Genomic DNA, 19610 nt, shown 5'->3' with positions numbered 1-19610 from the left:
GGAAGGCGCCGCCCGCCGCCGCCCGGCGGACGGGCGGCGGCGGGCGGCGAGGAGGCCGGTCAGTCGCCGGCCGGCGGCTCCAGCCGGCCCGTGGCGGCCAGGCCCCGGTACCAGTGGGCGCTGTCCTTCCAGATCCGCTCCTGCGTGTCGTAGTCGACGCGGATGATGCCGAAGCGGCGGTCGTAGCCCCACGCCCACTCGAAGTTGTCCAGCAGCGACCAGACGAAGTAGCCGCGCACGTCCGCGCCCGCGTCCATGGCCGCGCCGACCGCCTCGACGTGCCGGTACAGGTAGTCCAGCCGGCGGTCGTCGTGGACCCGGCCGTCGGGGGTGACCACGTCGTCGAACGCCGCGCCGTTCTCGGTGATCATCAGCGGCAGCCCGGGGTGCTCCCGGTGCAGCCGCAGCAGCAGCTCGGTCAGGCCGGCGGGCTCGATGTTCCAGCCCATCGCCGTGTACGGGCCCGGCTGCGGCAGGAAGTCCACGTCGTCGGCGCCGATCCACGGGGTGTGCGCCGAGCTGCCGTGCCCGTCGTTGTCCGAGCGGGCCGAGACCCCGTCCCAGGCCCGCACCAGGGTGGTCGAGTAGTAGTTGACGCCGAGCACGTCCAGCGGCACCGCGATCGTGCGCTCGTCGCCGTCGCGCACGAACGACCAGTCGGTCACCTTCGCGGTGTCGGCGAGCAGGTCCACCGGGTACGCCCCGTCGAGCAGCGGCCCGAGGAACGCCCGGTTGGCCAGCGCGTCGATGCGGCGCACCGCGTCGGCGTCGGCCGCCGAGCCCGACGCCGGCCGCACCACGTGCAGGTTGAGCGTCACCGACAGCTCCGCCGCCGGCGCCAGCTCGCGCACCACCCGGCCGGCGAGGCCGTGGGCGAGGTTGAGATGGTGTACGGCGGCCAGCGCCCCGGCCGGCTCGGTGCGGCCCGGCGCATGCACCCCGGAGCCGTAGCCGAGGTACGCCGAGCACCACGGCTCGTTGAACGTCGTCCAGGTGTGCACCCGGTCGCCGAGCGCCTCGACGATGCCGGCCGCGTACTCCTGGAACCGCAGCGCGGTGTCCCGCGCCGGCCAGCCGCCGGCGTCCTCCAGCTCCTGCGGCAGGTCCCAGTGGTACATGGTGGCCACCGGCCGCACGCCCCGCTCCAGCAGCCCGTCGACGAGCCGGGAGTAGAAGTCCAGCCCAGCCCGGTTGAACGCCCCGGAGCCGCCGGGCTGCACCCGGGGCCAGGAGATCGAGAACCGGTACGCCGACAGCCCCAGCTCGGCGATGTGCCCCAGGTCCTCGGCCCACCGGTGGTAGTGGTCGGCGGCCACGTCGCCGGTGTCCCCGTTAAGGGTGCGCCCGGGGGTGTGACTGTAGGTGTCCCAGATCGACGGGCCCCGCCCGTCCTCGGTGGCCGCGCCCTCGATCTGGTACGACGCTGTGGCCGAGCCCCACACGAAGCCCTCGGGAAACACTCGCGTCACCGGTTCTCCTCCGTCCCTGCCACGTCGCAGTGGTAGCCGGACGACGCGCCGGCCACCACGTCCACGGCGGCCGTCCCGCCGTTGTACCGTACCTCGAACTCGGCCCCCGGCCCGCCGCCGGGCGACGGGACGCGCACCCGGGTCCGCTGGCCCTCGACGGGCGCGAACAGCCGCAGCCGCACGCCGTCGGCCCACTCGTAGTCCGGCCGGTCGTGCGTCGCGCCGAACGGGATCACCGACCCGGGGCGGGCGAGCACCGGCAGGCTGTCGTAGCCGTGCTTCTCGGTCACCCACGCCGGCCCGGTGAGCTGCGCGCCGCTGACCAGGTTGGTCCAGACGCCGGCCGGCACGTAGAAGGTGACCTCCCCGTCGGCGCTCATCACGGGCGCGACCAGCACGTCCGGGCCGAGCATGTACTGCCGGTCCAGGTACGCGGCCGTCGGGTCGTCCGGGAACTCCACGATCATCGGCCGCATCACCGGCACCCCGTCGCGGTGCGCCTCCTCGGCCGCCGCCGCCAGGTACGGCATGAGGCTCAGCTTGAGCCGGGTGAAGTGGCGCAGCACCGCCACGGCCTCGTCGTCGTACGCCCACGGCACCCGGTAGGAGCCGGAGCCGTGCAGCCGCGAGTGCGAGGAGAGCAGCCCGAACGCGATCCACCGCTTGAACACGGCCGGGTCGGGGGTGCCCTCGAAGCCGCCGATGTCGTGGCTCCAGTAGCCGAACCCGGACGCCGACAGCGACAGCCCGCCGCGCAGCGACTCGGCCATCGCCAGGAACGTCGACTCGCAGTCGCCGCCCCAGTGCACCGGGAACTGCTGCCCGCCGGCCGTGGCCGACCGGGCGAACACGACCGCCTCGCCGACGCCGCGCTCGGCCTCCAACAGCTCGAAGACGGCCTTGTTGTAGAGGTAGGCGTAGTAGTTGTGCATCCGCTGCGGGTCCGACCCGTCGTGCCAGACCACCTCGGTGGGGATGCGCTCGCCGAAGTCGGTCTTGAAGCAGTCGACGCCCATGTCGAGCAGCGCCTTGAGCTTGCCCGAGAACCAGGCCACCGCGTCGGGGTTGGTGAAGTCGACAAGCGCCATGCCGGCCTGCCACTTGTCCCACTGCCAGACCGACCCGTCGGGGTTGCGCACCAGGTAGCCGGCCTGCCGGCCCTCCTCGAACAGGTACGACCGCTGGGCGATGTACGGGTTGATCCAGACGCACACCTTCAGGCCGCGCTCGTGCAGCCGGCGCAGCATCCCCTCCGGGTCGGGGAAGGTCGCCGGGTCCCACACGAAGTCGACCCAGTGGAACTGCCGCATCCAGAAGCAGTCGAAGTGGAACACCGACAGCGGCAGGTCCCGCTCGGCCATCCCGTCGATGAACTCGGTGACGGTCTTCTCGTCGTACGACGTGGTGAACGACGTCGACAGCCACAGCCCGTACGACCAGGCCGGGACGCGGGCCGGGCGGCCGGTGAGCGCGGTGTAGCGGCGCAGCACGTCCTTCGGGGTGGGCCCGTCGATCAGGTAGTAGGTCAGCGACTGCCCCTCGACGCTGAACTGGGCCTGCGAGACGACCTCCGAGCCGACCTCGAACGACACGTGCTCGGGGTGGTCGACGAAGACGCCGTAGCCTGCGCTGCTGAGATAGAACGGCACGTTCTTGTACGCCTGCTCGCTGGCGGTGCCGCCGTCGGCGTTCCAGATGTCGACGGTCTGGCCGTTCTTGACGAACGGGCCGAACCGCTCGCCGAGGCCGTAGATCGTCTCCCCGACGCCCAGCGCCAGCCGGTCGTGCACGAAGTGCCGGCCCTCGCCGTCGGTGACGACGCCGACGCTGCGCTCGGTGGACGAGGTGACCAGGCGGTCGCCGCGCAGGAAGTCGACCCGCCACCGGTCGACGAGCGTGACGCGGGCGGTCAGCTCGCCGGTGGTCAGGGCGGCGCTGACGCCGGTGACCTCGACGGTGACGGGGTGGTCGTCGCCGGCCGCGAGGGCGAAGCGCGGCTGCTTGGGCAGCCCGCCGCTGTGGTGCCCGACGGTCACCCCGATCACGCCGGGGGCGGGGGAGAAGAACTGCACGGTGACGACCGGGCGGTTGAGGGTGTCGCCCCGCCCGGTGATCTGACCGGTCGGCGCGAAGACGGTGAAGCCGCGTTCGTCCGGCTCCACCGATTCGACTGTGCCGGGGCGCAGCACGGTGACCCCCGGACGCAGTTGCCAGTACCCGTCGGTGAACTTCACTTCTCGGCTCCTACCGTGATGCCGCGGCTCAGCGTGCGCTGGAAGATGAGGAAGAACACGATCGCCGGGACGAGGCTGATCAGCGCCCCGGCGTTGGTGGTGGGTGCGTCCATCAGCCGGTCGCCCTGCAACGACGCGAGGGCCACCGGGATGGTCTGGGTCTGGTTGTCGATGAGCATCACCAGCGGGATGAGGAACTCGTTCCAGGTCCAGATGAAGAAGAAGACCAGCAGCACGGCGAGGGTGGGCCGGACGTTGGGCAGGACGACCCGCCACAGGATCGTCCACTTGCCGGACCCGTCCAGCGCCGCCGCCTCCAGCAGGCTCTTGGGGAACGTGCCGAGCACCGAGGCCAGCAGGTACGTGCCGAACGCGCTCTGGATGACCGTGAAGATGATGATCACGACGAGCCGGGTGTTGTAGAGGCCCACCTCCTTGGCGAAGTAGTAGAGCGGGTAGACCAGGGACTCCTGCGGCAGCATGTTGGCCAGCAGGAACGCCCCGACGATCCAGAGCCGGCCCCGGACCCGGCCGATGCCCAGCGCGTACGCGTTGAGCAGCGACACGGCGACGGCGAGCACCGCGACCGAGCCGGCGATGAGCGCGGAGTTCCACAGCTTCTGCGGGAAGTCGACCTGCGTCCAGTAGGTGCGCAGGCCCTGGGTGTAGAACTCCGACGGCCAGCTCAGCGGCCCGTCCGTCGAGTATTGCCCGGGTGTCTTGAACGCGTTGAGCAGCATGAACACGAACGGCACCAGCATGAGCAGCGCGCCGGCGGTGACCACGGCCAGCACGATCCACCGGCCGATGCCGCGGTGGTGCCGGTCGGGCGCCCGGGCGGGGCGGCCGGTCTCCGCGGGGACCTTGGCGGGGGTTGCGGTGACGGACATCAGGCGCTCCCGTCCCGTCGCTCGGAGCGGTGCTGCGCGCGGATGAACAGCAGCGCCACCACCACGATGATCAGCGTCAGCACGGTCGAGATCGCCGACCCGTACCCGACCTGGAGTTTCTTGAAGAACGTGTAGTACGCGAAGTACGACGGCACGTTGGTGGCGTTCTCCGGGCCGCCCCGGGTCAGCGCGTAGATCGGCCCGAACACCTTCATCGCGGCGATGGTGCAGGTCAGGGCGACGACGAACGTCTCCGGCCGGATCTGCGGCAGGGTGATCGCCCGGAACCGGCGGGCCCAGCCCGCGCCGTCGATCTCCGCCGCCTCGTACAGCTCGGGGTCGACCCGCTGCAACGCGGCCATGAACACGACCACCGGGTAGCCGATCTGCACCCAGATCATCACGCCCATCACCGCCGGCAGCGCGGTGTCGGGGTCGCCGAGCCAGTCGTGCGACAGCGCGCCCAGCCCGACGGCGTCGAGCAGTCCGTTGAGGGCCCCGTCGGGGCGCAGGATCCAGCCCCACACGATGCCGGCCACGACGACCGGCAGCACCTGCGGCAGGTAGAACGCGGCCCGCAGCGCGTTGGCGGTGCGCGGCTTGAAGCGCCGCCCGATGGTGTCGAACAGCACCGCCGCGAGCACGAGGCCGACGACGGTGGGCACCACGACCATCGCCACGATCATGGCGAGGGTGTTGCGGAACGACTGCCAGAAGACGGTGTCGTCGAGCAGGCGCTCATAGTTCTCCAGCCCGACGAACGTCGGGTCGCCGATGCCGGACCAGCGAGTCAGCGACAGGTAGCCGGTGAACAGCAGCGGCCCGCCGATGACCAGCGCGAAGAGCACCGCGCCGGGGAGCAGGTAGAGCCAGTATCCGGCGTCGCCGCGGCGGCGGCGCGGGCCCCGGCGGCCCTTCGGGTCGGTGTCGCCCCGGCGTCGGGTGACGAGGGCGTCGGTTGCAGCCATGATGGTCCCTCCGGTGCGCCGGCGGGCGCGCAGGGCGCGCCCGCCGGGCGTCCTCGTCAGCCGCGCTTGATCTCCGCGACGCCCTCGTCGTACGGCTTGGCGATCGCGTCGAGCACCTGGTCGGGGGACTTCGACTGGTTGATCAGGCCCTGGAAGCCGGAGACCAGCACGTCGTAGTAGCCGGGGACCGGCCAGTCCGGGTAGAAGGCCAGGCCGTCGGTGGAGCTGATCGCGTTGAAGTTCTCGATCAGCTTCTTGTCCTTGGGGTCGGCGATCTTCGACGGGTCGGCGGCCACCGGGACGCCGCCGTTGTTGCCGATCAGGGCCTGGATCTCCGGGCGCATGGTGATGTCGATGAAGTCGTACGCCAGGTCCTTGGCCTTGCTGGTCGCCGGGACCACCCAGATGTTGCCGGACGAGCCGGCGTGCAGCTTGTTGCCGGGGAACAGGAAGCTGTCCCAGTTGGCCTTCATCTCGGCCTTGAACCGGCCGTACCACCAGCTCCCGGAGACGATCATCGGGGTCTTGCCGGCGATGAACGCGGTGCCCATGTCCTCGGCCTTGGCGCTGGCGGCGCCCTTGCCGACGTAGCCCTTCCGCACCCACTCGGCGAACGTGTCCGCGCCGTACTTGAGCGGGTCGGCCTTGAAGTCGACCGGGTTCTTGTAGAGCTGGTAGTTGTCGACGAACGCCCGGTCGGCCCTGGCGAGCGCGAGCTGGTAGAACAGCTGGCCGGCCGGGTATTCGGCCCCGGCGGTGCCCAGCGGGGTGATGCCCTTGGCGACGAACGTGTCCATCGCGGCGGTCAGCTCGTCGAGCGTCGTCGGGACCTTCACGCCATTCTTGTCGAACAGGTCCTTGTTGTAGTAGACCATCACGTACTCGCCGTAGTTGGGCACGCCGTACCAGTTGCCGGAGCCCATCACGCCCTTGTCGTCGTACCTGGCGGTGGTCTGCAGGCTCGGGCTGAGCGTCTTGTCCCAGCCGCGCCTGGTCGCCTCGGCCGTGAGGTCGGTGAGCAGGCCCTGCTTGGACAGCAGGCCGGCGGTCGCGTTGCCCTTGTTGTACTCCATCACGTCCGGGCCCTCGGACGAGTTGATGATCATCCCGGCGTTCTGCTGGATCTGCTCGAACGCCTTGCGCTCGAAGCGCACCTCGACGCCCGGGTGCTCCTGCTTGAAGACCTCGATCGCCTTGTCCCACGCCACGCCCATGGCGCTGGTCTCGCCCTCGTAGTGCCAGAGCTTGAGCACCTTCGCGCCGCTGGCGCCCTCGTCGGCGTCGTCACCGCAGGCGGTCAGGGACGCCGCCGCGGCGACGGCCAGGGTCACCGCCGCGACGACTGTGCGGAATCGTTGCATTACCATTCTCCTCGTGAGTATCGAGCCGGTACTCCTCTAGGCCCGTCGTCGCGTGGCAGCGCGGCGACGGGCTGTGTTCTTGCTCGTCGCGCCCGACGCCTCCGGGTCGGCCGCGTCGGCCTCGCCGGTGGTGTCCGGAGTCGGGCGACCGGGAGGGCCGCTGGATCCGCGGACCTCCAACGTGCACGGCAGCAGCTCCTGGTGGATCGGGGCGCTGTCGAGCTCCAGGTGGCGCAGCAGCGCCTCGACCGCGATGCGTCCCAGCGCCGAGCCGGGCGACGTCATCGCGGTCAGCGCGGGGGTGGCCAGCTCGGCGACCTGCGGCGAGGTGACCATGGAGACGACCGAGACGTCGTCGGGCACGGTGAGGCCCCGCCGGGCCAGCCCGCCGAGGATGCCGAACACGGCCCGCTCGTTCATGGCGAGGACGGCGGTCAGGTCGGGGGCCCGGTCGAACGCCGTGGCCAGGGCCGCCCGCCCGCCCGCCGCGCTGTCCTCGGCGGGGATCATCAGCGGCTCGATGCCGTGCTCGGCCATCGCCGCGGCGAACGCGTCGCGGGTGCGCAGCGCCGGGCCGTAGCCCTCGGCGATGGTCGCGGCCGAGTGGTTGACGTAGACGATGCGTCGGTGGCCGAGGCCCACGAGGTGCGCGACGGCGTCGCGCACGGTGCGGTCGAAGTCGATGTCGACGTACGACAGGTCGGTGGTGTCGCCGGTGCGGCCGATCAGCACCAGCGGCACGCCCGCCTCCCGCAGCACGGCCACCCGGTCGTCGTCGAGCTGCACCTCCATCAGCAGCGCGCCGTCGAGCATGCTCTGGCTGGCCAGCCGGCGCAGGCCGTCGAGGTCGTCGGCGTCGACGGGGGAGAGCAGCAGGTGGTAGCCCGCCGTGCTGGCCGCCGCGGCGGCGCCGGTGACGAATGCCGTCTCGGTGGCGCCCAGGCCGCGGTCGTCGATCGGCAGGAGCAGCCCGAGGATCCGGCTGCGCCGGCTGGCCAGCCCCCGGGCCATCGCATGCGGCTGGTAGTCCAGCTCCGCCATCGCGGCGCGGACCTTGTCGCGGGTGGCCTGGGAGATGGGCCGCGCGCCGGTCAGCACATACGACACGGTGCTGACGGAGACCCGCGCGAGCCGGGCGACGTCGTGCATCGTGGCCATCGCGCACCTCCCTCGAACGGCCCGGCGGACGGGCCCGGCCGGCGTCGAAACGGCTAGTCGAAACGGTTAGTCGAAGCGTTTCGACAGACCGTAGGGCACGTGTTACGAGGGCGTCAATAGCCGATGACGAAAATGGGTCGCCGGGCCGGCCCGCGCCCGAGGGCGGGACCGGCCCGGCGAAGGGCCCGGTCTCAGATCTCGATGTTGAACTTGCGCAGCACCGACGGGGCGACCAGGCCCACCGCCGCGAGCACGGAGATCGCGGTCAGCACGCCGCGCAGCACGACCACCTCGGTCTTGCTGCCGGTGCGCAGCGCGATGCTGTTCGGCAGGCCGATCATCGTCCACATCCGGCGCTTGATCGGGATCGGCCACAGGATCGGCACCCCGGCCCGGGTGATCATGTCGCCGAGGATGTGCACGAAGCAGCCCACCCCCACGGCCAGCCCGATCAGCGGGTACCCCCGGTCGCCGGGCAGGTTGGCGAACGTGAACCAGGCGGCGGCGGCCGAGGCCAGGGTCACGATCACCCAGCCCGCGCGCTCCGCCCACCGGTCGAACAGCCCGCGCAGGGCCAGCCCGAACATGAAGAACAGGATGCCGACCACGGCCCACTTGCCGTACGCGGTGCACAGCGCGGTGGTGCCCCAGCCGACCAGCACGGTGAACGGGATCGTGTGGGTCAGGGTGCGGTGGCCGTTGTTGCGGCGCGGGTCCTTGCTCAGCTTGGTCGCGTAGTAGACGCCGAGGGAGATCTTCTCCGTCACCTCGGCGACGAAGAGGCTGACCACCCCGAAGGTGCGGGCCACCGTGGCCCCGCCCTGGTTGCGGGTGACCTTGCCCGACAGGTCGAGGTCGGGGAAGAGCGCCCCGCCCGCGCAGACCGCGGTGCCGACGGCGAGGGCCAGCGGCGACTGGTGATAGTCGGCGAACTGGTCGAGCGCCCAGGAGCCGGTCAGCCACACCGCCGCGCCCGACAGCGCGTGGGACGGTCCCATCATGACGCCTCGCCCTCCCCAGGGTCTTGATCCACAAACTAGGCCACTCTGGCAGAGTCGCCGCCGGGGAGCAATCACCTGGACGGTCCACACCGGACGGTGTCGCGCTTCGGGCGGATGACCGGGCGGCCCGGCCGGCTCAGGCCGTGCCGCCGGCCCGGAAACTGGACCGCGTCGTGTCCCGCTCGGCCGCGCCGGCGTCCCAGTCCGGCTCGGGGCCGCTGAAGGCCAGCGACCACGAGCGGACGCCGGCCGGGATCACCTGCACCCCGCGCAGGCGCGCCCCCATCGGCGCGTCCCAGGCGCACTCCCACTCCGCCCCCCGGCCCGTCACCTCCGCCAGCCGGATCCTCGCGTAGCGGGGAAGGGCCCCGGCCTCCTGCGCCCGGCGCTCGTTCGCGCGTAGCTGCTCCAGCGGGGCGACGCCCGGGTCGTCCACCGGGGAGACGGTCAGGACGCGGCGGGCGGACGGGTCCTGGAAACAGACGGCGGCACCGTCCCGGTACTGCCGCCAGCCGGGCGGCACGGCGAGCCGGAAGCCGGCCGGATCGGCGTACCAGGACCAGCCCGGCGGCGGGCGCAGCGGCTCGTCCTGGGCCGGCGCGACGGTCGGGGGCGGCTCGCCGAACGGGTAGGGCCGCAGGCAGGGAAAGGGCGGGGGCGGGACACCCGCCACGAGCGGCGGCAGCATCGGCCCGGCCGCCGACGGGCTCGGCTCGGCCCCGGGGGTGGCCGGGGGCGCCGCCTCGCGGCCGGCGTGCGGGCGGAACAGCGCGAACACGACGAGGTGCGCGACCACCAGCGTGACCGTCACCCCGGACACGACCAGCGGCCCGAGCCGGCCGGCCGGCGCGGCGGCGTCCGCCGGCCCGGTCGGCGTGATGACGAACGGGAGGTCGGCCGACACCGGGGCGGCCGAGGCGGCGTGGTCCGTCGGCCCGTCCCGCATCAGTTCCTTGCCCGTCGGCTCCTTCGTCGGCCCGTCCCGTCCCGGCGGCCCGGCCGACCAGCCCGGCACGACCAGCCGGCCCGCGTCGGTGAGTCCGGCCGGGCCGTCCGGCGAGACCACGTCCGGCGGGACCACCGTGGCCCCTGGGGAGACCGCGACGGGCGAGGGCTCGGCGCCCGGGGCGGCGGCCCGGGCCAGCCGGCGCTGCGTCTCGTCGTGGTCGATGCGGCGGCGGGGGTCCCGGCGCAGCAGGCCGACCAGGACCGGCCGCAGCGGCCCGGCGTGCGGCACCGGGTCCGGCGGCCGGGTGGCCAGGGCGCTCAGCGTCGCCATCGCGGTGCTGCGGGCGTACGGGGACCTGCCCTCGACCGCCGCGTGCAGCGTCGCGCCGAGCGACCACAGGTCGGCCTCCACGCTGGAGATCCCCTCGGCGGCCCGCTCCGGGGCGACGAACTGCGGGGAGCCGAGCACCAGCCCGGGCCGGGTCATCACCCCGTCCCCGCCGTCGAAGACGGCGAGCCCGAAGTCGGTGAGCATCACCCGGCCGTCGTGGGCGACGAGCACGTTGGCGGGCTTGACGTCGCGGTGCAGCACCCCGGCCTGGTGCGCGGCGCGCAGCGCGGCCAGCAGCGCCAGCCCGATCGCCGCGGCCCGCCGCGGCGGCAGCGGCCCGGACGTGTCCAGGATGTGCTGCAACGACCGGGACGGCACGTACTCCATGATCAGCCAAGGGTCGTCGTCGACCGGCACCACGTCGTAGACCCGGACCACGTTGGGGTGGTTGAGCCGCGCCGTCGTGCGCGCCTCCCGCAGCGTGCGCTGGCGCAACTCGTCGAGCTCGTCGCCGGCCAGCACGGCCGGCGGGACGACCTGCTTGACCGCGACGTCGCGGTGCAGCATCTCGTCCCTGGCACGCCACACCTTGCCCATGCCGCCGCGACCCACGAGGTCGAGCAGGCGGTACCGGCCGCCGATCACTACCTGCTGCACCGTTCTCCTCACCGCTGGCGGACGTACACCATAGCCAGCGGATCGGCAGGGACCAATCGGACGACAGGTCGGCAACTCGTCAGCAGGCCGCGTGCCCGGCCGCCAGGAGGTTCCCCTCCGGGATGGCGATCCGGGGCCGTCCCGCCCCCAGCCGGCTCGCCGCCCGGCGGGCCTGGAACGAGCCGTGCTCGCGGCGGGCGGCGGCGTAGCTGCTCGCGGTGTGGGCGGCGATGGTCGCCCAGCCGTACCGCTCGCTGACCATCGTCCGGGCCCGGCGGGCCACCCGGCGGGCGAAGACCTCGTCGCCGATGAGCCGGTCGACCGCGCCCGCCAGCGCGTCGGGGTCGCTGTGCGGGAACGTCACCCCGGTCACCCCGGGCTCGACGATCTCGGCGAGCCCGCCCGTCGAGGCGACCGCCAGGGGCGCGCCGGCCGCGGCGGCCTCCAGGGCGACCATGCCGAACGGCTCGTAGAGGCTCGGCACGACGGTCGCGTCGGTGGCGGCCAGCATGGCCGGGAGCTGGGTGGAGTCCAGGAAGCCGGCGAAGCGCACCGTGTCGCCCAGGTGCAGCCGGTGCGCCTGGTCCACCAGCTCCTGCCGGTACGGGCCGTCGCCGGCGATCACCACCCGCAGCCCCGGGTGCCGCTCGCGCAGGTGCGGCACGGCGTGCATCAGGTGCTGCACGCCCTTCTCGTAGACGAGCCGGCCCGCGTACCCGACCAGGGGGCCGTCGCCGGCGAACCGGGCCCGGGCCGAGGCGACCGCCCGGGGCCGGGCCCGCCAGACCCGGTCGTCCACCCCGTTGGCCACCACGTCGACCCGGGTGGCCGGCACGTCGAACAGGCGGCAGATCTGGTCGCGCATGTAGCCGGAGCAGGCGATCACCCGGGTCGACTCGCCGCTGATCCAGTGCTCGACGCCGTGGATGGTGCGGTTCATCTCCTCCGGCAGCCAGCCCTGGTGCCGGCCCGCCTCGGTGGCGTGGATCGTGGTCACCAGCGGCAGGTCCAGGTGCTCGGCGAGGGTGATCGCGGTGTGCGCGACGAGCCAGTCGTGGGCGTGGATGACGTCGTAGGTGCCGGATTCGGTGGCGCGCAGGGCGGCGCGGGTGAGGGTGTGGTTGAAGGCCATGGTCCAGGCGAGGAGGCTGCCGGTGGCCAGGGGGAAGGCGACGGGGTCCTCGGCGGCGCGCAGGACGCGGACGCCGTCGGCGTATTCCTCCAGGGGTGCGCCGTCGGCGTGGCGGGTGACGACGGTGACCTCGTGGCCGGCGGCGGCGAGGGCGACGGAGAGGGCGTGCACGTGGCGGCCGAGGCCGCCGACGAGCACCGGCGGATATTCCCAGGAGAGGATGAGCACCCGTTGGCGCCGGGCCGGGTTGATGTCGATAACTTCGGCGTCAGGTGACATGCGGCCCCCTTGGAGTTGTCTCCGGCGCGCGCGTCGGCCGCACCCGTGGGACGGATGCCGCCGACGCGCCCTGGATCTCCGGCCCATCTTGCCCGCCATGGGATAACCGGCGGAGACGTCGCCGTTGCCGGGATGTAAAGCGCTACCGGCGCGCCCGGCGGGCGCGCAGCACCTCCGCCACCGACCACGCCTGGAACGGGCAGCCCGTCGCCGCGTGCGGGGCCGCGCCGTCGGCCGTCTCGCTGACCGACCCCAGCCCGTGCTCGGTCAGGTGGGCCTCCACGCCGACGAACAGGTCGTCCACCGGTAGCTTCGCCCGGCGGGCCGCGTCGACGTACGGCCCGAGCAGCCACGGCCACACCGTGCCCTGGTGGTAGCCGCCGTCTCGCTCGGCCGGCCCGCCCCGGTGCCGGCCGGTGTAGCCGGGCTGGTCGGGGGCGAGGCTGCGCGGGCCCAGCGGGGTGAGCAGCCCGCCGGCGACCCGGCGCAGCGTCGGCTCGTCCGGCTCCAGCGGCGCGTACGGCAGCGACCAGGCCAGCAGCTGGTTGGGGCGCAGCAGGTCGTCGTCGTGGAACGGCGCGCCGCCCAGCGGGTAGGCCGGCGCGGGCGCGTCCACCACGTCGTGCAGCCAGCCGACCGGGGACGGGAACCGCGCGGCGAACGACGCGGTGGCCCGGGCGTGCAGCCGCCACAGCTCGGCGGCGTCGCCGCCGGCCAGCTCCGTCAGCTCGGCCAGCCCCGCGAGCCCGTTGACCCACAGCGCGTTGATCTCCACCGGCTTGCCCGTGCGGGGGGTCACCGGCACCCCGTACACGCGGGCGTCCATCCAGGTCAGCGCGGTGCCCGGGGTGCCGCCCTGGGTGACCAGGCCGTCGGCCGGGTCGACGGCGATGCCGTACCGGGTGCCGGCCAGGTACGCGTCGACGATCCCGCGCAGCGCCGGCAGCAGCTCGTCGCCGAGGTCGGTGTCGCCGGTGACGGTGACATGCCGGCTCACCGCGTGCAGGAACCACAGGGCGGCGTCGACCGTGTTGTATTCCACCCGCCCGGTGTCGGCCGTGTTGGCGAGCATCCCCTCCGACAGCGTCGCCGCGTAGGCCCGCAGCAGCTCCCGGCCCTCGTCGGCCCGGTTCGCGCACAGGAACAGCCCCTCGTACGAGGTCATGGTGTCCCGCGACCACACGCCGAACCACGGGTAGCCGGCGACCACGTCCGGGCCGGCGGCGGTGCGCACGACGAACGCGTCCGCGGCCAGCGCGAGGGTGGCCTCGACCGCGTCCGCCGGCTCGGCCCGCGCCACCACCTGCCGGTTGCGCCGCCGCGCCGCCGCGACGACCTCCTCCGCCGGGGGCGGCGTGGCGGCCAGGTCGCCCGCCCAGGCCAGCACCGACACCGTGTCGCCGGGGCGCTCCAGCGCGCCGGAGAACCGCCCGGCGTGCCAGACGTCGTCGTCCGGGTGCAGGCCCCGGGCCGCCTCCTCGCGGTGGTGCACCCCGAGCCACCACTGCCCCTCCGGGGCCCAGTCGGGCCCGGCGAGGCGGAACGCGCCCTCCACCACCGCGCCGCCGTCCACCGGCTCGACCCGGGGCGCGGGGCCGTCGGCGCGCCGCTCGCCGTGCGCGTCGCGCCAGGTGCACGCCGCCGACAGGTCGAGCCGGACCGGGCCGCCGGACACGAGCCGGTGCACCACCGCCACGCACGAGCGCCCGTACGCCATGGCCAGCTCGCGTTCGATCACCACGTCGCCGATCCGCCACCGCCAGCGCGGCAGCCCGTCGGCCAGGTCGAAGCGCTCCAGCAGCTCGAAGCCGCGCGGGTCGACGTCGCCGGAGGACCACTCGTGCGCGCCGAGGCGCAGCCGCGCCCCGGAGGGGAGGGTGACGGCCGGATCGAGACTCACCAGTCCCACGTTCCGGGACGCCGGGGTTTGTCCGGCGACCACCAGCAACCCGTGGTAGCGGCGCGTGCGCAGTCCGCTCACGGTGCCCATGGCGTACCCACCCAGGCCGTCCGGGACCAACCATTCCCTGGTGGCCCCGCCCGTCAGCTCCCCGCACACCTGCGGACCGAAACGAATGTCGATCAACTTTCCTCCAGCGGCGGCGAGGTGTAACACGCCACGACGAGAATGGCCGCTGTGGTGAAGTACCCCGGCGGCACCGAAGATAGGCACGTGATCACCGACGTGCCCCCCTCCTCCGCGCCCGCACCCGACGCCGAACGGCTCCGGCTGGCCCAGGCCGACTCCGGGGAGCAGGACTGGCGCGCATGGGGTCCCTATCTGTCCGAGCGGGCGTGGGGGACGGTACGGGAGGACTACAGCGAACACGGCACGGCGTGGGACTACTTCCCCCACGACCACGCGCGGTCCAGAGCCTACCGGTGGAGCGAGGACGGCATGGCGGGCGTCTGCGACGACCGGCAGACGTTCTGCTTCGCCCTCGCCCTGTGGAACGGCCGCGACCCGATCCTCAAGGAGCGGATGTTCGGCCTCGGCGGCGACGGCGGCAACCACGGCGAGGACGCCAAGGAATACTGGTGGTACCTCGACTCCACGCCGACCCACTCGTGGATGCGGTGGCGCTACCACTACCCGCAGGCCGCCTTCCCGTACGACGAACTGGTCGCCGTCAACGCGCTGCGTGGCCGCGACGACACCGAGTACGAGCTGGTCGACACCGGCATCTTCGACGACGACCGATACTGGGCGGTCACCGTCGACTACGCCAAGGCGTCCCCGACGGACATGTGCATCGTGGTGACCGTCGCCAACCGGGGCGACACCGCCGAGCGGCTGCACGTGTTGCCGTCGCTGTGGTTCCGCAACACGTGGGCGTGGGGCCTGCCCGGCGGGGACCGGGTGCCCCGGCTCGTCGGCTCCGCCGCCGGGGCCGGCGTCGGCGCCCGGCTCGTCGGCGAGCACTGGGTGCTCGGGCAGATCCTGCTGGAGGGCGACGGCGACCCGGTGCCGCTGCTGTGCGACAACGACACCAACGCCGAGCGGCTCTGGGGGCTGCCGGGCCGCTCGCCGTACCCGAAGGACGGCATCAACGACCACGTGGTGAACGGCGCGGCCACGGTCAACCCCGGGCGGGAGGGCACCAAGGGGGCGCTGCACTACGTCCTCGACGTGCCGGCCGGCGGGCACCGGCAGATCCGGCTGCGGCTGACCCGCACCGCGCCGCCGCCCGGCGGGACGCCGCCGCCGGCCGCCGACCTGGCCACCGGCTTCGACGCGGTGGTGTGGGCGCGGCGGGCCGAGGCGAACCGGTTCTTCGACGGCGTCATCCCGGCCGCCGCCACCGCCGACGAGGCCCTCGTCGCCCGGCAGGCCATCGCCGGGCTGATGTGGGGCAAGCAGTTCTACCACTTCGACGTGAAGCGGTGGCTGGAGGGCGACCCCGGCTCCGCGCCACCGGCCGGCCGCCGGCACGGGCGCAACAGCCACTGGTGGCACATGACCAGCTTCGACGTGATCTCCATGCCCGACCCCTGGGAGTATCCCTGGTACGCGGCCTGGGACCTCGCCTTCCACTGCGTCAGCATCGCCCGCGTCGACCCCGGGTTCGCCAAGTCTCAGGTGCTGCTCCTGCTGCGGGAGTGGTACCTGCACCCCAACGGACAGATCCCGGCGTACGAGTGGGCGTTCGGCGACGTGAACCCGCCCGTGCACGCCTGGGCCGCGCTGAAGGTCTTCGAGATCGACGGCTCCCGCGACCACGAGTTCCTGGCCCGCGTCATGCACAAGCTGCTGCTCAACTTCACCTGGTGGGTCAACCGCAAGGACACCGGCGGCAACAACGTCTTCGAGGGCGGCTTCCTCGGGCTGGACAACGTCGGCCCGTTCGACCGCTCGGCGGCGCTGCCGGTGGCCGGCACGCTGGAGCAGTCCGACGGCACCGGCTGGATGGCCATGTACGCGCTCAACCTGCTCGACATCGCCGTCGTGCTCGCCGAGCAGGACCGCACCTGGGTCGACACGGCCACCAAGTTCTTCGAGCACTTCGCCTACATCGCCGCCGCCGCGTACGACCAGGGGCTCTGGGACGACGAGGACGCGTTCTTCTACGACGTGCTGCGGCTGGCCGACGGCAGCAAGGTGCCGCTGAAGGTCCGCTCGGTGGTGGGGCTGCTGCCGCTGGCGGCCACCACCCGGCTCACCGCGCGTACGCTGCGCCGGCTGCCCGAGCTGGGGGCCCGGCTGCGCTGGTTCCTCACCCACCGTCCCGAGTACGCCGACGTGATCGGCGCCCGCCGCATCGGCCCGGACGGCCGCCAGCAGCGGCTGCTGACCATGGTCGGCCCGGAGAAGGTGGTCCGGCTGCTGGCCCGGATGCTCGACACCGAGGAGTTCCTCTCCGAGTACGGCCTGCGCACGCTCAGCCGCGCCCACCTCGACAAGCCGTTCGCCGTCACCCTCGGCGGCCAGGAGTTCAGCGTCGGCTACGAGCCGGCCGAGTCGACCAGCGGCCTGTTCGGCGGCAACTCCAACTGGCGCGGCCCGATCTGGATGCCGACCAACTTCCTGCTGATCAGCGCGCTGCGCGACTACGCGGCGTTCTTCGGCGACGACCTCCAGGTGGAGTACCCGACCCGCTCGGGGGTGAAGCGCACCCTCGACGAGATCGCCGACGACCTCTCCGCCCGGCTGATCTCGCTGTTCACCCGGGACGGCTGGGGGCGGCGGCCCATCTACGGCGCGGCCCAGCTCTTCCAGACCCACCCCGACTGGCGGGATCTGATCAGCTTCCCGGAGTACTTCCACGGCGACAACGGCGCGGGCCTGGGCGCGTGGCACCAGACGGGCTGGACCGCCCTGGTCGCGGACCTCATCCTCACCCTGCGCCACCGCAGGGGGGCCGACCCGGCGTGAAACGGCGTGCCCGAGCCGCGCCGCCCGCAGTACGGTGTCCCGGGCCACGGGAGGGGAGAGGCATGCGACAGGACACGCCGGTCCGGCGAGACGCGCAGGTGCTGGTCTTCGACGCCGACGACACGCTGTGGGAGAACAACGTCGTCTTCGAGCGGGTCATCGACGACTTCCTCGGCTGGCTGGACCATCCGACGCTGGACCGGGCGCAGATCCGCGCCATCCTCGACGACATCGAGCGGGCCAACGCGGCCGTCCACGGCTACGGCAGCAAGGTCTTCCTGCGCAGCCTGGGCGAGTGCCTGGAGCGGCTGCGCGAGCGGCCCGCCTCCGCCGCGGAGCGTCGGGAGATCGACGCCCTGGCCGAGGCGCTGGTCAACCACCAGGTCGAGCTGATGCCCGGGGTGGCCGACACGCTCGACGCGCTCGCCGGGCGGCACCGGCTGCTGCTGCTCACCAAGGGCGACCGGGCCGAGCAGCAGCGCAAGCTCGACGCCTCCGGGCTGCTGCACCACTTCCACGCCGCGCACATCGTGCGGGAGAAGAACGTCGACACCTACCGGTGGCTCGCCGGGGAGCACGGCTTCGACCCGGCGTCCGCCTGGATGATCGGCAACTCCCCGAAGTCGGACATCCTGCCGGCCCGGGCCGCCGGCATGTGGGCGGTGTTCATCCCGAACGAGAACACCTGGGTGCTGGAGGACGACGACCTCGACCCGACCGACACCGGCGTGCTGCGGCTGGCCGCGTTCGGGGACCTGCTGCGGCACTTCTGAGGCCCCCGGCCACCCCGCGCCGGTCCCGCCGGACGCACCCGCTCCCGATCGGGAACAGCGCCCGCGCGGCTGCCCGTGTTACGCCCTCCTGCCGGATTTCGGCGTGGCCGACAAACGCCGCCGCGGGCGGCCTGGACGGCTTGTACGGGCCGCCTCGCGCTGCCTAACCTGGCCCGGCGTTCACGGCTCCTCGGGGTGAGCCGGAACGCGCCGAAGTCCGGCGGTGGCGCACCGTGGAGCTGAGTGCAGGCGGGCCGCGTCGTCGCCGGTGGGCCCGGCGTGGGCGGCGTGTCCCGCCCGCGCGCCCACCGGCGGCGATTCCGCTGCCACACCGGACGGCTGGTGGGTCAGGACCGGGGAGTTGCGGACCCGGTCCTGACCGTGCCGGCGGGCGGCGGCGGTCAGGAGACCTCGCCCCGCACGATCGCCACCGCCACCCGGCAGAACTCGTCCATGTCCGGCTGGAAGCCGGCCGCGATGTCCGGGTGCAGCCCGGACCGGGTCTCGTCCAGCAGCCGCTGGCAGACCTGCTCGACCGGCTCGCCGGCGTAGCTCGACCGGACCCGGCCCGTGGCCGCCTGTAGGGCCGAGGTCAGCTGGTCCTCCAGCGGGCCCCGCAGCTTCTGCTGCACGGGGTCGAGCCCGCTCGGATCGAGCGTGACATGTGGCTCCGACATCGGCGCTCCCTTCGTCGGCGTCCGCGGTCCCCGCCGCGGACGTCGGTCAAACCACGGCCGGCACGGCGGCCACCCGCACCCGGTAGGAGAACTCCTCCGCCGGTTCCTCCAGGTACGACAGCCGGCGGATCTGCCGGTCGTCGGTGTAGAGGGCGACGTCGGCGAGGACCCCGAGGTGGGTCAGGCCGATGGTGGCGACCCGCTTCTTGTCCTGCAGCACCGCGCAGATCCCGCCGAGCAGGGTGCTGGCGTCGGAGGTGCGGTGCCCCGGCGGACACCGCAGGGTCAACTCCACCTCCACCGGCCCGCCCAGCGGGGTCCAGCCGGTGCGCTGGGCCGCCGAGCAGGCCGCCAGGAGCAGGGCCCGGACCCTCGTCGCCTGCCGGTGGCCGGCGGCGAAGATGGACAGGGCTTCGGTTTTCACCGGGGGCAGGCCGCTCACCTCGAACGTCAGGGCGAGAGCGCGGGTGTCCTGCACGACGGCACCTCCTCGTCGTCAACGATCCTGCCCAACCGGTGGACCGGCAGCGGGGGGTTCGCTCGATTACCCACCGTTCGGGCAGGCGGGATGGGCCGGAGGCGTATCGACTTCGGCGGCGACGCGCTGGCAACTGAGTCCGGGGGAACTCCCAGCAAACGCTAGTCGAACCGACCGGCGCCCGGTAGCCTCCCCGCGCACGTGTCCGGCGCGCCGGACGTGCCGGGTCACCCGGGTCGCCCGGGCATCCGCCGAGGCGGGGCGTCAGGGGCGGGACGAACCGGACGAACGGCGGTTGCGGGTCGCGCGCGTTGCGGGCAGGTTTCGCGGCTCGGCGGGTCGGGCAGTGTTGCCCGCACGAAACGCCCGGGGTGAACCGGT

The 19610-nt window shown here is 73.2% G+C and carries 14 protein-coding genes; 2 read left to right on the top strand and 12 right to left on the bottom strand.

Translation table 11 applies throughout. The features are described from left to right. Positions 1-59: 59 nt before the first annotated feature. The 10 genes from ACFYWL_RS22170 to ACFYWL_RS22125 all read right to left on the bottom strand — a co-directional run bounded on the left by ACFYWL_RS22170 (position 60) and on the right by ACFYWL_RS22125 (position 14514). Positions 60-1469, bottom strand: a complete 1410-nt coding sequence (locus ACFYWL_RS22170; protein ID WP_386975560.1) for a GH1 family beta-glucosidase — start codon at positions 1467-1469, stop codon at positions 60-62. After that, on the bottom strand, positions 1466-3703 hold the full coding sequence (gene yicI, locus ACFYWL_RS22165; protein ID WP_386975558.1) for an alpha-xylosidase: 2238 nt from the start codon (positions 3701-3703) through the stop codon (positions 1466-1468). Before yicI ends, ACFYWL_RS22170 begins: the two co-directional genes overlap by 4 nt. Next, positions 3700-4593 carry a carbohydrate ABC transporter permease gene (locus tag ACFYWL_RS22160; RefSeq protein WP_386975556.1) on the bottom strand — a complete coding sequence of 298 codons (894 nt, stop codon included), beginning with the start codon at positions 4591-4593 and terminating at the stop codon, positions 3700-3702. Before ACFYWL_RS22160 ends, yicI begins: the two co-directional genes overlap by 4 nt. Then, complete coding sequence (locus ACFYWL_RS22155) at positions 4593-5561, bottom strand: carbohydrate ABC transporter permease (RefSeq protein ID WP_386975554.1); 969 nt, start codon at positions 5559-5561, stop codon at positions 4593-4595. The genes ACFYWL_RS22160 and ACFYWL_RS22155 overlap by 1 nt, the downstream gene beginning before the upstream one ends. A gap of 56 nt (positions 5562-5617) precedes the next feature. Then, positions 5618-6922, bottom strand: a complete 1305-nt coding sequence (locus ACFYWL_RS22150) for an ABC transporter substrate-binding protein (protein WP_386975552.1) — start codon at positions 6920-6922, stop codon at positions 5618-5620. Positions 6923-6958: 36 nt separating this feature from the next. Further along, entirely contained in the window at positions 6959-8080 is a 1122-nt protein-coding gene (locus ACFYWL_RS22145) for a LacI family DNA-binding transcriptional regulator (protein ID WP_386975550.1), read from the bottom strand. Positions 8081-8271: 191 nt separating this feature from the next. After that, positions 8272-9081: a metal-dependent hydrolase gene (locus tag ACFYWL_RS22140; RefSeq protein WP_386975548.1), complete on the bottom strand. Its 810-nt coding sequence runs from the start codon at positions 9079-9081 to the stop codon at positions 8272-8274. 136 nt (positions 9082-9217) lie between these two features. After that, entirely contained in the window at positions 9218-11017 is a 1800-nt protein-coding gene (locus ACFYWL_RS22135; RefSeq protein ID WP_386975546.1) for a protein kinase, read from the bottom strand. 79 nt (positions 11018-11096) lie between these two features. Then, the gene (locus ACFYWL_RS22130) at positions 11097-12428 is read right to left on the bottom strand and encodes a glycosyltransferase family 4 protein (RefSeq protein ID WP_386975544.1); all 1332 of its coding nucleotides are present in this window, start codon (positions 12426-12428) and stop codon (positions 11097-11099) included. A gap of 142 nt (positions 12429-12570) precedes the next feature. After that, complete coding sequence (locus tag ACFYWL_RS22125; protein ID WP_386975542.1) at positions 12571-14514, bottom strand: amylo-alpha-1,6-glucosidase; 1944 nt, start codon at positions 14512-14514, stop codon at positions 12571-12573. 42 nt (positions 14515-14556) lie between these two features. Here ACFYWL_RS22125 and ACFYWL_RS22120 point away from each other — a divergent pair, with 42 nt between their 5' ends. Both ACFYWL_RS22120 and ACFYWL_RS22115 read left to right on the top strand, forming a co-directional pair. Then, positions 14557-17301, top strand: coding sequence for a glucosidase (locus ACFYWL_RS22120; protein ID WP_386975540.1), 2745 nt, complete (start codon positions 14557-14559; stop codon positions 17299-17301). 62 nt (positions 17302-17363) lie between these two features. Then, the gene (locus ACFYWL_RS22115; protein ID WP_386975538.1) at positions 17364-18074 is read left to right on the top strand and encodes an HAD family hydrolase; all 711 of its coding nucleotides are present in this window, start codon (positions 17364-17366) and stop codon (positions 18072-18074) included. Positions 18075-18475: 401 nt separating this feature from the next. Here ACFYWL_RS22115 and ACFYWL_RS22110 read toward each other — a convergent pair whose 3' ends face one another. Continuing rightward, positions 18476-18751 carry a hypothetical protein gene (locus tag ACFYWL_RS22110; protein ID WP_386975536.1) on the bottom strand — a complete coding sequence of 92 codons (276 nt, stop codon included), beginning with the start codon at positions 18749-18751 and terminating at the stop codon, positions 18476-18478. 46 nt (positions 18752-18797) lie between these two features. Beyond that, positions 18798-19229: a hypothetical protein gene (locus ACFYWL_RS22105; protein WP_043967698.1), complete on the bottom strand. Its 432-nt coding sequence runs from the start codon at positions 19227-19229 to the stop codon at positions 18798-18800. Positions 19230-19610: the final 381 nt, after the last annotated feature.

It is taken from the genome of Micromonospora sp. NPDC002575 (genome assembly GCF_042889525.1).
Classification (GTDB): Bacteria; Actinomycetota; Actinomycetes; order Mycobacteriales; family Micromonosporaceae; genus Micromonospora; species Micromonospora carbonacea.
The sequence above is the reverse complement of the archived record's forward strand: the minus strand, read 5'-3'. Positions and strand labels throughout refer to the sequence as shown.

Excerpts from the sequence above, each read along its gene's own strand:
- ACFYWL_RS22160 (WP_386975556.1), bottom strand. The coding sequence starts at position 4,593 with ATGTCCGTCACCGCAACCCCCGCCAAGGTCCCCGCGGAGACCGGCCGC.
- ACFYWL_RS22155 (WP_386975554.1), bottom strand. The coding sequence starts at position 5,561 with ATGGCTGCAACCGACGCCCTCGTCACCCGACGCCGGGGCGACACCGAC.
- ACFYWL_RS22150 (WP_386975552.1), bottom strand. The coding sequence starts at position 6,922 with ATGCAACGATTCCGCACAGTCGTCGCGGCGGTGACCCTGGCCGTCGCC.
- ACFYWL_RS22145 (WP_386975550.1), bottom strand. The coding sequence starts at position 8,080 with ATGGCCACGATGCACGACGTCGCCCGGCTCGCGCGGGTCTCCGTCAGC.
- ACFYWL_RS22140 (WP_386975548.1), bottom strand. The coding sequence starts at position 9,081 with ATGATGGGACCGTCCCACGCGCTGTCGGGCGCGGCGGTGTGGCTGACC.
- ACFYWL_RS22130 (WP_386975544.1), bottom strand. The coding sequence starts at position 12,428 with ATGTCACCTGACGCCGAAGTTATCGACATCAACCCGGCCCGGCGCCAA.
- ACFYWL_RS22120 (WP_386975540.1), top strand. The coding sequence starts at position 14,557 with ATGGCCGCTGTGGTGAAGTACCCCGGCGGCACCGAAGATAGGCACGTG.
- ACFYWL_RS22115 (WP_386975538.1), top strand. The coding sequence starts at position 17,364 with ATGCGACAGGACACGCCGGTCCGGCGAGACGCGCAGGTGCTGGTCTTC.
- ACFYWL_RS22110 (WP_386975536.1), bottom strand. The coding sequence starts at position 18,751 with ATGTCGGAGCCACATGTCACGCTCGATCCGAGCGGGCTCGACCCCGTG.